Source organism: Sphingomonas sp., assembly GCF_965248875.1.
GTDB lineage: Bacteria > Pseudomonadota > Alphaproteobacteria > Sphingomonadales > Sphingomonadaceae > Sphingomonas.
On sequence record NZ_CBDFKR010000011.1, the window covers coordinates 940,071 to 952,342 of the forward strand.

Annotated in this window: 20 protein-coding genes; all 20 read right to left on the reverse strand. The window is 71.1% G+C overall.

The features are described 5' to 3' along the window. Window positions 1–44: 44 nt before the first annotated feature. Window positions 45–1,331 (reverse strand): ADP-ribosyltransferase, encoded by a 1,287-nt coding sequence (locus ACP2AD_RS11620; protein WP_425230212.1) that lies wholly within the window; start codon window positions 1,329–1,331, stop codon window positions 45–47. Further along, window positions 1,324–2,916 (reverse strand): DUF935 domain-containing protein, encoded by a 1,593-nt coding sequence (locus ACP2AD_RS11625; RefSeq protein ID WP_425230213.1) that lies wholly within the window; start codon window positions 2,914–2,916, stop codon window positions 1,324–1,326. The genes ACP2AD_RS11620 and ACP2AD_RS11625 overlap by 8 nt, the downstream gene beginning before the upstream one ends. Before the next feature lie 121 nt (window positions 2,917–3,037). Then, window positions 3,038–4,696 (reverse strand): hypothetical protein, encoded by a 1,659-nt coding sequence (locus tag ACP2AD_RS11630; protein ID WP_425230214.1) that lies wholly within the window; start codon window positions 4,694–4,696, stop codon window positions 3,038–3,040. Window positions 4,697–5,123: 427 nt separating this feature from the next. After that, complete coding sequence (locus ACP2AD_RS11635; protein ID WP_425230215.1) at window positions 5,124–5,708, reverse strand: phage protein Gp27 family protein; 585 nt, start codon at window positions 5,706–5,708, stop codon at window positions 5,124–5,126. Between the two features lie 2 nt (window positions 5,709–5,710). After that, window positions 5,711–5,902: a hypothetical protein gene (locus tag ACP2AD_RS11640; protein WP_425230216.1), complete on the reverse strand. Its 192-nt coding sequence runs from the start codon at window positions 5,900–5,902 to the stop codon at window positions 5,711–5,713. Then, window positions 5,902–6,192 (reverse strand): hypothetical protein, encoded by a 291-nt coding sequence (locus tag ACP2AD_RS11645; RefSeq protein ID WP_425230217.1) that lies wholly within the window; start codon window positions 6,190–6,192, stop codon window positions 5,902–5,904. The genes ACP2AD_RS11640 and ACP2AD_RS11645 overlap by 1 nt, the downstream gene beginning before the upstream one ends. Beyond that, complete coding sequence (locus ACP2AD_RS11650) at window positions 6,189–6,428, reverse strand: hypothetical protein (RefSeq protein WP_425230218.1); 240 nt, start codon at window positions 6,426–6,428, stop codon at window positions 6,189–6,191. Before ACP2AD_RS11650 ends, ACP2AD_RS11645 begins: the two co-directional genes overlap by 4 nt. Before the next feature lies 1 nt (window position 6,429). Continuing rightward, complete coding sequence (locus ACP2AD_RS11655) at window positions 6,430–6,837, reverse strand: hypothetical protein (protein ID WP_425230219.1); 408 nt, start codon at window positions 6,835–6,837, stop codon at window positions 6,430–6,432. A gap of 51 nt (window positions 6,838–6,888) precedes the next feature. Next, window positions 6,889–7,188, reverse strand: a complete 300-nt coding sequence (locus ACP2AD_RS11660) for a hypothetical protein (protein WP_425230220.1) — start codon at window positions 7,186–7,188, stop codon at window positions 6,889–6,891. Continuing rightward, on the reverse strand, window positions 7,185–7,544 hold the full coding sequence (locus tag ACP2AD_RS11665) for a hypothetical protein (RefSeq protein ID WP_425230221.1): 360 nt from the start codon (window positions 7,542–7,544) through the stop codon (window positions 7,185–7,187). Before ACP2AD_RS11665 ends, ACP2AD_RS11660 begins: the two co-directional genes overlap by 4 nt. Then, window positions 7,541–7,906, reverse strand: coding sequence for a hypothetical protein (locus ACP2AD_RS11670; RefSeq protein ID WP_425230222.1), 366 nt, complete (start codon window positions 7,904–7,906; stop codon window positions 7,541–7,543). The genes ACP2AD_RS11665 and ACP2AD_RS11670 overlap by 4 nt, the downstream gene beginning before the upstream one ends. Beyond that, on the reverse strand, window positions 7,903–8,325 hold the full coding sequence (locus ACP2AD_RS11675; protein WP_425230223.1) for a hypothetical protein: 423 nt from the start codon (window positions 8,323–8,325) through the stop codon (window positions 7,903–7,905). Before ACP2AD_RS11675 ends, ACP2AD_RS11670 begins: the two co-directional genes overlap by 4 nt. After that, entirely contained in the window at window positions 8,322–8,783 is a 462-nt protein-coding gene (locus ACP2AD_RS11680; RefSeq protein WP_425230224.1) for a M15 family metallopeptidase, read from the reverse strand. Before ACP2AD_RS11680 ends, ACP2AD_RS11675 begins: the two co-directional genes overlap by 4 nt. Window positions 8,784–8,844: 61 nt before the next feature. Then, entirely contained in the window at window positions 8,845–9,201 is a 357-nt protein-coding gene (locus ACP2AD_RS11685; protein ID WP_425230225.1) for a hypothetical protein, read from the reverse strand. Continuing rightward, on the reverse strand, window positions 9,198–9,458 hold the full coding sequence (locus tag ACP2AD_RS11690; RefSeq protein WP_425230226.1) for a hypothetical protein: 261 nt from the start codon (window positions 9,456–9,458) through the stop codon (window positions 9,198–9,200). Before ACP2AD_RS11690 ends, ACP2AD_RS11685 begins: the two co-directional genes overlap by 4 nt. 172 nt (window positions 9,459–9,630) lie before the next feature. After that, a complete protein-coding gene (locus ACP2AD_RS11695) occupies window positions 9,631–10,353 on the reverse strand; it encodes a gp16 family protein (protein ID WP_425230227.1) in 723 nt (240 codons plus the stop codon). After that, window positions 10,353–10,850 (reverse strand): helix-turn-helix domain-containing protein, encoded by a 498-nt coding sequence (locus ACP2AD_RS11700; RefSeq protein ID WP_425230228.1) that lies wholly within the window; start codon window positions 10,848–10,850, stop codon window positions 10,353–10,355. Before ACP2AD_RS11700 ends, ACP2AD_RS11695 begins: the two co-directional genes overlap by 1 nt. Then, a complete protein-coding gene (locus ACP2AD_RS11705; protein WP_425230229.1) occupies window positions 10,841–10,987 on the reverse strand; it encodes a hypothetical protein in 147 nt (48 codons plus the stop codon). The genes ACP2AD_RS11700 and ACP2AD_RS11705 overlap by 10 nt, the downstream gene beginning before the upstream one ends. Continuing rightward, the gene (locus ACP2AD_RS11710) at window positions 10,984–11,301 is read right to left on the reverse strand and encodes a helix-turn-helix domain-containing protein (RefSeq protein WP_425230230.1); all 318 of its coding nucleotides are present in this window, start codon (window positions 11,299–11,301) and stop codon (window positions 10,984–10,986) included. Before ACP2AD_RS11710 ends, ACP2AD_RS11705 begins: the two co-directional genes overlap by 4 nt. Continuing rightward, on the reverse strand, window positions 11,298–12,257 hold the full coding sequence (locus ACP2AD_RS11715) for an AAA family ATPase (protein ID WP_425230231.1): 960 nt from the start codon (window positions 12,255–12,257) through the stop codon (window positions 11,298–11,300). The genes ACP2AD_RS11710 and ACP2AD_RS11715 overlap by 4 nt, the downstream gene beginning before the upstream one ends. Window positions 12,258–12,272: the final 15 nt, after the last annotated feature.

The following is a 12,272-nucleotide window of genomic DNA, read 5'->3' on the forward strand; positions in this document are numbered from 1 at the left end:
GCTGGATCGTCATGCCGCCGGTGCCGACGAAGCGCTCGCCGCCGTCAGGGTCCAACTTCGACTTCGAGCTGTCCACTTGCTTTATCCCAGGAGAGAACGCGCCACTTCACCTGTCGCTGTAGCAGCATTTCGCGCTGGTCCTCAAATGCCGAGATCGAGGCGATATCCAGCGCGCGGGCACCGCGCTTCAGGCGGAGCGTGACCAGGACCTTGGGCTCGGGCTTCAGCCGTAGGAACTTGCGCGCGACCCCCACCCGGCGACTGGTACTGGCAAAGCCGAGGTCGCGCAGGATTGCGCCGCGCGGGGGAGCTTCCTCAAGGATCGCGGCGGCGAGATCGCCGCCCAGGCCGCGGTGGACGACGACGTCGGCCGGCAGGCGCGCGCGATCGAGCGCCTGATCGATGATCGCCCCCGCCGGAGTCGGCTGCGCACCGTCCCGCAAAGCGCCATTGATCTCGACGTGATCGCCCGCGGTGTACCCGCGGATCGCGTCCCGCTCCTCGTCGCTGAGATCGGACACTGAACGGATGAAGCTGTCGGCGTCGTCTCCGGCCATCGACGGCAGGCTGGCGGTGAACGCCTGCGCGATCTCCTCGGACCAACTCGCAACCTTTGCGTTCACCGCCTCGACGACGCTGGCGCCCGGCGCGTAACCCCACCCCGGGCCGATCCCCGGCGGCTCGCCAGTCGCGGGGTCGGGCGTGTCCCAGCCGTCGGGCAGCCCCTCCGGTCCCTTGGTGCCGCCCAGCCGCTTCGCCTGGGCGAGCGTGTTGGCGCCGAGCACGTAGCAGCTGCAGCCCCAGTCGCTCGGCGGGTAGAACTTGGCCCAGAACGGGTGGTCGGGCGGCAGGATCAGGCCGTCGAAGACGTGGAGGTGCTCGGGGCGCGGCTCCTGCGAATTGCCGTGCCGGTAAATCCAGTATTTCCAGTTGGCCGCGGTCAGCTGGGCGAAGCGGCCGGCGGCGTAGCTGGTGGACGTGTTGGTGCGGTAGATCGTGCGCGTCCGCCACGCACGTCCGCCCTTGGTGCCCTCACCGGTCCAGCCGTGCCAGTCGTGCCGCTCGACCGCAGCATCGAAGTCGGAGCGGAACTGCTCCAGGCTGGCGCCTTCGCTTACCGCCCGGTCGATCGACGCGGCGAAGTCTGAGAGCAGGTCGGCCTTCTGCGCGCCCGCGACCATGAACGCCTGGTCGTGGGCGGCGCCGGTGAGATCGTCCCAGCGCCGCGTCGGCACCAGGTTGCCCATCTTCTGGCGGAAGAAGGCGACCTGTTGCTTGAACGGACGGCGGAAGGCGCCGGCGAGCGCTGCCGGTTCCTGGGGGTCAGCCACCCTGCCCGGCGCTCTGGTCGTGCGCGTCGCTGACCCCGGCAGCGCGCGCGGCGGCAAAGCCGTCGGCCAGGCCGGCGGTCAGCGCAGTCGCGTCGAGGTGCGGGAAGGCGCTGACCACCATCTCGCGCAGCTCGCCCAGCGACCCGGCCTTCTGCGCCATCAGCTGCAGCTGGCCGAGCCAGGCGCGCACGTGCGGCTCGGCCGCGGCGGCGAGCTGGTCGGCGATCGCGTCGGCCGGGCGGGGCAATGGCACCTGCTGCGACTGCAGGGCAGGCGCGGCGATCGGCGGCACCACCGTCACCGGCGAGGCCACCGGCGTTGGCGCGCCCAGCAGGTCGGCGCCTTCGTCCGGGTCAGCCAGCCCGAGCTTGTCGCGCACCTCCGACTGCTGGACCTTGAGGCCCAGCGGCACCAGCACGCCGAGCGACTGGGTCAGCTGCGCCAGATCCTCGGTCTCGGGCCGCTCGATCCTGAGCCGCGGGTAGCGACGCTGCGGCCCGCGCTCCAGGTCGACCCACGGCCGCACCAGATCACGGTTGAGGACCGCCGCCGTCGCCTTCGCGTCCGCCGCCTCGATGTCGCCGGCGACGCGCTGATGCACCTTGTTGCCCGCGTCCCCCAGCCCGCCGTGCTTGGAGTCGGTGGTGCCCGTCTGGCCGACGACGCCCTTGCTGACCTGCTTGTCCAGCCAGTCGGCGCGGCGCTCGTAGAGGTCGGACGCGGCTGCGACGTTCGGCGCCTGGATGAACTCGATGTCCATCCCCTTGGGGATCAGCGCCGCGCAGTCGCCCGCGATGTTCGCGACCGCGCGCCACAGCGTCGCCTTGTCGGCGGCCGACGCCGTCGAATCGAAGCGGCCGAGCCGGATCGGCTGGCCGTAGGTTTGGGTGAAGATCGCCCAGTCGCGCTGGGTGAACGCCTTGAACATCCATGCCCAGGCCGCGACCCGCGCGATCCCGGAGCGGATCGGCAGGCCCGACTTCGCCTTGATCAGGAGCGTGATGAACTTGAACGCGGGGAGTGGTGCGTTGGCGCTGCGGCCATCCTCGCCGCCGCGCAGCAGCGGGGTGCGCCCGTCCGCGCGGTCGAAGGCGAAGAAGCGCGGGTCGCGCCACTCCAGCCGCGCCGGCCGCCACTGCCCCTCGCTGGTGTCCCAGATGATCTCGGTGAAGCTGACGCCCTTGCCGATCGCGTCGAGGATGTCGAACATCTCGTCCTGCAGCTCGTCGCGGTCGAGCCATTCGCGGACCATGTCGGCCAACTCGACGTCGGCCGGGTCGTCGCTCGCCGCGTCGACCGTGACGCCGATCTGCGCCACCGATCGCTTGCGGGTGCCGAGCACGCCCATGTAATGGAGGTCGCGCTCCTCGATCTGCTCCGCCAGCTCGAAATAGGCGAGCGGATCGCCGGCGTCCGCGGCGCGCAGGATGTTGGCCAAGCGCACGGGGTCGAGCCCGTCGGCCGGGTAGCCGCCCAGCGGCGAGCGCACCCCGGCCAGCGTCGGCGCGCCGATCTCGGCGGCCAGCACCTCGCGGCGCAGCGGCTGGCCGCGGTGGTCGACGAGAACAGGAAGATTGGCGGTCATCGGTTGCCGTCCGATCGGGCAATGAGAGGGCCTAAGAGGCCGTAAGAGGCGGGGTGCCGGCCGGAGAGGCATCGGCATGGCCCGCGGTCGCTGGCGGGCCTTCTGGCGCGGGTTTGCACGGTCATCGGATCGCGACCCCGACCGGCGGCCGCCACCAGCCCCGCGCCGCCTCGTCGTCCAGGCCGCCCCAGCCGTCGGGATCGGCGTCGGGTCGCACCGGTTCGTAGCCATACTCCGCCGCGCCCTGGCGGCTCGCGAACCAGGCGAGCATCCCCGCGATCGCGGTGTCGCCGTGGCGCTGCAGCCCGTCCGAGCCCTTGTAGCGCATCCCGTCCGGCACGCGGACGATGCCGTTGACGTAGCTCAGCGCCTGGTGATCGCGGACCACGTCCTCGTCGCCGGCGACGGTGACGGTGCGGTCGCCGAACGCCTCGATGTAGGGCGCGCCGTTGATCCGGTACCATTCCTGGCTGAGCTTGATCTCGCTGATCCGCGCGCCGTAGCGCTGGGCCGAGACCTCGGCGATGTAAGCGCCGTTGCCGCCCGCGTCGAACGCGCCGTGGCCGTAGCGGGGCAGCCGGTCCTGGACGAAGAACAGCACGTCGCGCTGCATCTCGAACGGCACGTTGTGCATCTCCAGCACCAGCGCCGCGCGCCGGACCAGGTCGCGACCGAGCGCGGTGACGATCGTGCCCGCGCCGTCGCCGGTGCGCGCAAAGTCGGAGCCGAGGTCGTGGCGCAGGTCGACTTCGAGCCTGGCCAGATGCGGCAGCAGCTCGCGGGCGCAGAAGTCGCGGACCACCGCGTCGCGGATCGCGGGCAGCGCCACCTTGACGCTGTCGGGCAGTAGCCAGCGCACGACGGGCACCGCGCGATCGGCGACCTGCTCGATCGCGACGCGGGTCAGCGCCGCGCCCTCCGCGTCAGCCGGGATCGCGTCCAGCTCCTGGTGCATCTGCGCGGTGCGGCTGCCGTAGGCGGCACGGATCGTCGCCTCCCACTCGGCCTCGGCTTCCGCCGACCAGGGCTTGCCACGCAGCAGGCAGACGCGGCGGAAGAGCCCGTTCGCGACCGACTTGGCGAAGGGGATGAAGTGGAGGCTGAAGGGCACCTTGCCCGCCTTCGCCTCGCGGATCAGCTCGTTGAACGGGTTGAGGACGCCGTTGTGGGTCGAGATCACGCGGATGCGACCGCCCCAGATCAGCAGCGCGTTGACCGCGTCCAGCACCGCGCGCACATCCTGGTGGAACGCCGCCTCGTCGATCACCACCACGCCCTGCAAGCCGCGGATGTTCTCCGGCCGGCTCGACAGCGCCTCGACCCGGAAGCCGCTGGCGAAGCGGATGCGGAAGGCGCCGATCATCCTGGTCGAGCCGTCGTCGAGCTGATCCTCGAACAGGAACTCCTCGACCGTGCCCAGCTCCTTCGCGACGATCTTCGCGAAGTGCGCGACGTAGCCGATGAACTCGCGGCCCTTGTCCTTGGTGTCGCCGATGTAGAACACGTTGTCGCCGCCGGCCGAGCGGCTGGACGCGGCGATCAGCGTGTCGTCCAGTGCTTCGGCATAGGTGATCCCGCAGCGCCGCCCCTTCTCGCCGAGCTTGAGGTCGCTCTTGTCCTCCAGCCACTCCAGCTGGTGCGCCATCAAGATGCCGGCGGCGAGCGGATCGTGGTCGGCGGGCAGCTCGCCGCCGCGCGGCAGCTCGGGCGCGATCGCCGCCAGCGCCGCGGGCTCGTGGGGCAGGACGGGGGCGAGTGGGGCGTGATTGACGCCGCTCATGCCCGCCGCCGCCGATCTTGCGAATGACGCGCTGACGAATTATGAGGCCGACACCGGCAGCCTGTTTCCGCAGGGCCTGTCGGCGCGGGCCTTCCGGTTTTGGAGCGACTTTCGCCCACCGATCCGGAAGCCGCATTTCGGCTGGAGGCGTTTGAAGCCTCCGCCACGTTGGGGCCTCGGAAGAGCCCACCGGACATTGCCCGATGATTGGGCGTTCGCCGGTTTCGCGAGACGTCGCGAAGCCTCGTCTTAACCGCCAGACCGGTCTGGCCATTGGAGGTAATCCGATGGCCGAACGTCGCGGTGACCCGGACTGGAAGTGGCTTTTGCCCCTTCTGGTCGGGGTCGCGCAGCTCGTTGTCGAGCTGATAAAATGAACAGGTGGGCTGTCGGTAAGTCCGGCAGCCCACTTGATTGGCCGCGATGCTCACCCCCTCACCCCCAGCACGTCCTTGCGGATCTGCGCGACGCGGTCGGCCGAGAGCCCCGCCTCGGTAGAACTCTTCACCGCGATGTCCGCCGCGGCGGTGACGGTCGCGGCGACCTTCGCCTCAAGCTTCTCGCGGTGCGCGGCCGACGTCTTCTGTGCCGCCACGACGGAGCCGAGCGCCCGGCTCAGCTCCATGATCTCCCTGGGTCCAAGCGAGCCCTCCAGCTGCTCGTAGATCGCCGCCTTCACCATCTCGGCCACCGCGACCGTCACCTCGTCAGCGCCGCCGGTGCCCAGCCCGGTGACGACGTCCGAGGTGATCGCGCGCACCTCGTCCAGACGGCGGTAGGCGAGCGCCTTGCGCACCGACCAGCGCGAGAAGGCCGACTTGCTGACCCGGCCGATGCCGCGATCGGCAAGCCGGGCGTTGAACTCGTCCAGGATCGCGGTCTGCGGCATCGAGCGCTCGCGCAGCTGCTCCAACGCCCAGACGATCTCCGCCTCGGCCTCGTCGGGCAGCAGGTCGATCGAGCTGAGCCGCCCCCGCCCCTCGCGACGCCGATCGTCTTGGGCGTCGGTCATCGTCAGCGCGGGTCCGTCAGCGCCGCCACGACCGCGGCGGCGACGTCACCGGCGTGCTCGCGGGACAGCACGACACGGTCGCTATCCTGCAGGAGTTCCAGGTAGCCGTCCCGGTTCCACAGCACCCTCACCGGCCCGCACCCGTTCGGCTCCTCGTCAGCGACGCTCCGCTCGATCTTGACGGCGGTGGCCATCACTCCGCGTCCGCAGGCCGCGCGACGCTTTCGATCGCGCCGCGGCGATCGACATGGTCGCGGCCGAGCCGCTTCAGCTCGGCGACGACGACGCTGCCGGCCTCGCGCACGTCGATCGCGCCCAGCTCCGCGAGTGCGCGCAGCTGCGTCCGCAGCCAGTCTCGCGACCGCCGGAAGCCGTGCGCGTCGAGGACGCGGTCGAGCACCAGGTCGTTGGACCGGCCGTCGCTCGACCGCGCCAGCTCCTTGAGCAGGATCAGCCGCGCCTCCGCTACGACCGGATCGGTCACTCTCCCGCCGCCTTCGCGAGCTTCGCATCGAGCGCGTTGGCCGCCGCGATCGCCTCGGCGTGGATCGCGTCCAGCTCGGCTCGATCGCCGTCGGTCAGCACGTGCTTGGACCGCGCGACGTTCGCCTTCAGCACGCCCGCGAAATCGGCGATGTCCTTGGCGATCGTCTCACCGTGGACGACCAGCTCGGGAAGGTGGAGCTTGCCCGCCAGCGCGATCAGCTTGCTCAGGTTCATCTCAGCGACCCTCCCTGACCGCGTCGAGCTGGTCGGCGAACCCGAACAGCGCCGCCGCCGCCCGCGCCTTCTCCGCCGCGCTGGTGGCGGTGTGACCGATCACCAGGGCGGTGCGCGCCTGCGCGTTCCAGCCGCGCACCCGCACTGCCGTCGCGCCGTGTATGACTCCGGCATCGACCAGGTCGCCGACTCCGGCGGCTGCCGTCGTGTAGGCCAGCTCGGCGACCGCGAACGCACGCTCACCGGTCAGCACCACCCGGTCCGCCTGCGCCACGGCGCTCGCGACCGACGTCACGATCGGCGTGGGCGCCGTAGTCGCAGGTGCGGCCGTCGCCTGGGCGGCCGGCGCAGGCGCGGCGCCGACGGCCGCCACCTGCGCCGTGGGTGCGGCGCAAGCCGTCAGCGCCACCATCAAACTTCCAATCAACAATCGCATCGTCACCACTCCCTCATGAACCTCTCACCGCCCGATCGACGGCCGCTGCACACCTTCGACATGCGCCCGGCCGAGCGCGACCTCGGCGCCGCGCTCGCGCAGCGCCGCGACCGTCAGCGTCTCGCTGGGCCGGGACAGCCGGATCAGCCCCTGCTCTTCGAGCCAGCCCAGCTCGGTACGCAGCTGGTCGCGCGTGAACGGCAGCCCCAGCTCGCCGACCGCGGTCGCGAGCAGCGCGTCGTTGAGCATGTTGGTCGGCGTCTCCAGCAGCGCGCGCAGCACCGCCAGCCGCAGGTGCCCGACCGCGTAGTCGAAATAGCTCACCGGACACCCCGCTGCTTGAAACTGTCTTCGATGAAATAGCCTTCGAGGCGGCTGACCGACGCCCAGGTGCGCTCGGTCAGGCCGCGATCGGCGGCGAGCTCCATCCGGATCGCCGACATCTGCGTCCCCATCGAGCCGACCTCGTCGGCGACGCGGATCACCGAGCGCTCCACCGCGTCGAGCTGGGCGCCGAAGCCGTCCAGGCGCACGCCCTGCTCGGCGACCTTCTGCTCCAGCAGGCGCACGTCGCGCGCGAGCTTTCCCGTCGAGGTCGGGTTCTTCTGCCCGACCCGCCACGCGGCGAAGAGCACGGCCGCGACGACCAGCGCGGTGATCAGCCAGTCCGAATAGCTCACGGCGCCGGGTCCTTGCCGCTCAGCCGCTCGACCACCTTGTCGCCCAGGGTCTTCAGCCCGGCGCGCGCCTGTTCGCCCATCGTCTGGAAGACGGTAATTCCCGAAAAGCCGATCCCGATCGACCAGCCGAGCACGACCAGCGGCTTCTGCCCGGTGACCATCGTGATCCCGAGGCTGAGCAGCACGCCGGCCGCGATCACCGACAGCTGACGCTGGAGCGGCAGCGGCGCGCCGATCACCGGCGCCATCAGGTGGCCGAGGAAGATGCCGGCGACGCCGAACACCGCCGCGAGCAGCGGGATGTGGACGCCCCACAGGATCACCGTCTCCGGCCCCGGGATGACGACGACCGTCTTGTTCACAGCCGCGAGCCCTGGCCGGCCCAGCCGAGCAGCAGGCAGACGCCGATGATGCCGAGCGACCGCGCGACGGCCGACCCCGCCGGCGCGCTCGCATCCATGCGCGCGGCGATCCCCGGCCCCGCCACGTCGCAGACGACGACACCGGCGGTGATCAACGCCATTTGCCCCAGGCCGAGCGGCGACACCATGAAGCCTTCGGTCACGTGGCCGAGTGCGGCGAAATTGCCGCTGACCGCGTAGATCGTGGCGGGAAGCTTGCCGCAGCAGATCGCGAACAGGAAGGTGACCAGGATCACGCGCATCAGCTGCACCGGCGCGCGGAACGGTTCGCCCGCCGTCCACCCGGCGAACGCGACGCGCAGCGCGAGGCTGAGCGGCAGCAGGAACGACTCCAGCCCGAGGAACAGGCCCCAGTTCACGCCGCCTGCCCCGCCACCGCGGGCCGCTTGCCTGCGCGCAGATCGGCAAGGTCGAGGCTTCCGGACCACTCGAAGTGCGGCCGGTCCTTGATCGTACCGAAATCGCCACCCCAGCGGAAGCCGATCGCCTTGCCGATCGTGCCAATCTTCGCCCACAGCTGATCGGTGCGGACCTGATGCGCGGGAATGTCGCCCCAGTCGGGCAGCTTCTCCAGCTCGGCCGGCACGACGTCGAGCGCCAGCCCGAAATTATGGAAGCTGTAGCCGGGCTTGGCGTTGGTGACGCGCTTGCCCGGCGCGGTACGGCCCTGCGCGTACAGCTTCGCCTGCGTTTCCATCGAACGGAAGGTGAAGGTGACGGCGAGCGGGATGCCCGCCGCCGCAGCGCGCGCGAGCAGCGTCTGCGCCATCGCGTGCACGGTCGGGTGGAGATCGTCGAGGCTGCGACTGTCGGCCATGCCGCCAGCTCTGCGGGCTCGGCCATCCCGGAAACATGCCCGCGTGGGCGGGCGGCAGGGCCTAACCGGCGAAAAGGTCCGGCTGCGCGGCCGCTACCTGCTGGCGGCGCACGCGCGCGAACAGTTTCTCGACACCGTCCTCGGTCAGTCCGAGGGCACGGGCAATATCGCGGTTGCTCCTCGCCTGCGCGCGGTAGTGCCGGGCGCGCAGCTCGCGGGCAAGCGGCACGTTGATCGTGTCGGGCGCCAGCCGGGCGGTGAGCCGCTGCGCCGCCTCCAGCCCGATCGCCTGCGCGATTTCGTGCCGCGCGCTGACCTGGTGGGGCACGTAGAGCCGCGTGCCGCCGAACGCCTCGGCGAGGCGGACAAGCGCCTCCTCGCCGATCAGCGCCGCCAGCTCGGGCTCCAGTCTGCTCACGGCAGCGAGCGCCGCGACAGCAGCTTGGCCCGCGCGACCGGATCGCCGTCCTCGACCACAGTCACCACGCTGCCGGTGCGGATCAGGTAACAGAGGCCGTCCGCGACGATCAGGTGATCGTCGGCGCCCAGCGCCAACGCCGCGGTGTGCGCGCGTTCCAGCGACGCGGCCAGCGCCTCACGCAGCGGCTCGACGTCGAAGCCGACGCGGGTCAGGAACCGGACCAGCGCGTGGTCGGTGACGATCGGCGCCGTCATCGCGCGTCACCCGCGAACGGCAGCGCCTCGCCGCAGCGGGCGCATTCGGCCGAGCGGCGCCCGATCAACCAGGCGCGACCGCCGCAGGCGGGGCAGCGGGTGCCAGCGTGGTAGGCCGGGCGCAGCACGCGCGAGGGTACGGGCGGGCGCACCGGCTTCTGGGCCAGCGCGATCACTTGCCCGCCTCCCGGAGCTTCACGCCCAGTGCCGCGGCTAGCCGGTGCAGCTCCTCGGGGGCGCCGAAGATGGCGGACAGCTCGATCCCCGTCAGGTCGAACGCGATGCGCTGGACCGACCAGTCGGCCGGGATCAAGCCCGTCGCCTTGAGCTTCGCGACCAACGCGTCGACCAGGTTCCGCGACAGCACCAGCGCGTGCATGCCGGGCTTGATCCCGGCGAGCGACTGCGACCAGCCGTGGCGCTCGGCGATCGCCTTCAGCGCGTCGATCAGCCGCGAGCCGTGCGCTTGGTTCGCCCACTGCAGCTTCACGCACCCGAGCTGGCGACGCGCAAACGCTTCCAGCGCCGCCTCGCTCGGATCAGCGATCGCGCCGATGCAGCCGAGCCCGATCCACAGCGCCCGCGCCTTGCGCGCGACCGGGTGATCGGCGGAGCGCGCCCCGCCGGGCCTGCGCACCTCGGCCGAGAAGCCCTTCGCCTTGAACTCGGCGAGCAGGTCCGCCAGCTCGCGGTCGGTGCAGTCGCCCGCGCTGGTGCGGCCAGCGACGCGCATCAGCACCGCGCGGTAGTCGTCGTCGGCAAGGCCGAGCTGCACCTTGGCGATGTGGACCTTGGCCAGCATCGCGCGGCGGTGCTGGTTTGCGCCGTCGAACCTGGCGGGCGCGGCCGGGGTGCGGGCGGGCGTGCGGGCCGGCAGGCCGTTGAAGCTGCCCATCAGTTCTTCTCCTCGATCCCGGCGCGGAGCCGGTCGCACAGCAGGCGGAAGGCGGGGTCGGCGGCGGTCAGCGTCGCCGCGCGGCGGAGCGCGTGCACGATGGTCGTGTGGTCGCGGCCGCCGAGCGCACGGCCGATCTGCGGCACGCTCAGCCCCTGCTCGCGCGCGACGAGGGCGACCGCGCTGCGCGCACACACCAGGTGCGCCGCGCGCCCAGCGCCGAGCAGCTCGCGCACCGTCAGGCCCACGTGGCAGGCCGCCAGCTTGGCGAGGTCGCCGACAATCCCAACCGGCGGGCACGGCAGCGGCGCGGGCGCCAGCAGCTTCACGCCGTCGTCGCCGATCAGCCGCACCGGCGTCGGGCGAACGCTCGGGTGTGCCGCCTGGACGAACAGGTCGACCTTGCCCGGCGCGGCGGCGAGCACCTGCCGGATCAGCGCCAGCGTCACCGGATCGGCGTCGCCCTCGATCGAGATCGCGCGCACCTTCACAGGCATGCGAGCACCCGATGGCAGGCGGTGACAACCGGGCCGGTCGCGACGCCGAGCGCGGCGGCGGCGCTGATCTGAACCCCGGCCCAGATTGCCGGGTGGAAGCGCCGCAGGTAGCGGGCATGGAAGCGGAGCGCGGTCATGCTGCGATCTCCCAGATGTGATCGCGCAGGCAGCGCACGACGCCGTCGGTCAGCGCGCGTAACTCGGGATCCCACTCGCGCAGGTACGCCGCCCGGTTGAGCAGGCCGATCACCGTCGCGTGATCGCGGTTGAAGGCCCGGCCGAGGTTGATCAGCGTAAGGTTCGTGATCTCGCGCGCGCACCACAGGCACGCGATCCGCAGCTCGCACAGGTAGGCGGAGCGGCCGCGGCCCATGATCTGCTCGGCCGAGAACGCCGTCTCGAAAGCCAGGTGCTCGACCACCTCGCGCACCGTGATCCCGGTCGCGATCATGCCCGGATGCTCCTGGTCGCGCGGGTCGACTGCGCATCCTTGAGATCGGAAAAGGCGAGCGGCCGGTCATCGTCGGCGGCGAGCAGCGACGCCTGCTCGACGATCTGGCGGCACTCGCGCAGCCCGCCGGCACCGGGCGTCAGCGCGATCCTGGTCAGGAAGTCGCGCATGCCGACGTCGGCCAACCCCCAACCGTCGCAGAAGGCGGCGACGTCCCCGGGCTGCGGCAACGTCTGGATCAGGCGCTGCGCGATCCGGCTGTTGAGCCGGGCATAGGCGTCGCGCTTGGCACCACCCTCGATCCGCATCAGCAGCTCCTCGTTGCCGAGGAGGCAGACGCCGACCCGCGTCGCGTCGTGCCAGGCCCTGATCTCTTCGATCGCCTCCGCTTCGAGGTGATTGGCCTCGTTGATGACCAGCAGTCCGCGCTTTCCCTGGACCTGCTCGACCACCTGGTGGCTCATATGGCGCGTCCAGCCCTTCGGCTTGACGTCGAGCGCGCGCAGCACCTTCTCGATCATTGCCGCCATCTTCTTGTCGGTCGGCCACATCGTCGCGATCCAGACGTTGGAGACGCTGGCCGCGTACTCATTCGCCGCCATGTCCTTGCCCGTGCCCGGACCAGTCGCCCCGACGGTGATCCTGCCCATCTGCGCAATCGTCAGCAGGCCGGTGATCCGGCGCGAGGTGGGCGTGTCGAAATAGCCGGGGTCGGCGATCAGCCCCTCCAACCGATCGGCCTGGCTGGCGAGCAGCTGGCGCCAGCGGAACACCGCCCGGGCAAGCTTCGCGTTGTCGCCAGCGTAATTGGTGGTGCCGAAAGCAGAGAGCGTGCCGTGCGGCACGCCGACCAACTTGGCGATCTCGGGCCAGCTGCAGGCGCGGCTTGCCTTCTCGGCGAGCAGCCAGCTGCGCTGCTCCTCGATGTCGACGGGGAAATTATCGGCGTTGTTCACGGAAGGCGTGTCCTT

Coding starts and splice junctions, on each gene's coding strand:
- ACP2AD_RS11680 (WP_425230224.1), bottom strand. CDS start 8,783: ATGGCCGACAGTCGCAGCCTCGACGATCTCCACCCGACCGTGCACGCG.
- ACP2AD_RS11690 (WP_425230226.1), bottom strand. CDS start 9,458: ATGACGGCGCCGATCGTCACCGACCACGCGCTGGTCCGGTTCCTGACC.
- ACP2AD_RS11625 (WP_425230213.1), bottom strand. CDS start 2,916: ATGACCGCCAATCTTCCTGTTCTCGTCGACCACCGCGGCCAGCCGCTG.
- ACP2AD_RS11640 (WP_425230216.1), bottom strand. CDS start 5,902: ATGGCCACCGCCGTCAAGATCGAGCGGAGCGTCGCTGACGAGGAGCCG.
- ACP2AD_RS11710 (WP_425230230.1), bottom strand. CDS start 11,301: ATGATCGCGACCGGGATCACGGTGCGCGAGGTGGTCGAGCACCTGGCT.
- ACP2AD_RS11695 (WP_425230227.1), bottom strand. CDS start 10,353: ATGGGCAGCTTCAACGGCCTGCCGGCCCGCACGCCCGCCCGCACCCCG.
- ACP2AD_RS11635 (WP_425230215.1), bottom strand. CDS start 5,708: ATGACCGACGCCCAAGACGATCGGCGTCGCGAGGGGCGGGGGCGGCTC.
- ACP2AD_RS11630 (WP_425230214.1), bottom strand. CDS start 4,696: ATGAGCGGCGTCAATCACGCCCCACTCGCCCCCGTCCTGCCCCACGAG.
- ACP2AD_RS11705 (WP_425230229.1), bottom strand. CDS start 10,987: ATGACCGCGCTCCGCTTCCATGCCCGCTACCTGCGGCGCTTCCACCCG.
- ACP2AD_RS11650 (WP_425230218.1), bottom strand. CDS start 6,428: ATGAACCTGAGCAAGCTGATCGCGCTGGCGGGCAAGCTCCACCTTCCC.
- ACP2AD_RS11700 (WP_425230228.1), bottom strand. CDS start 10,850: ATGCCTGTGAAGGTGCGCGCGATCTCGATCGAGGGCGACGCCGATCCG.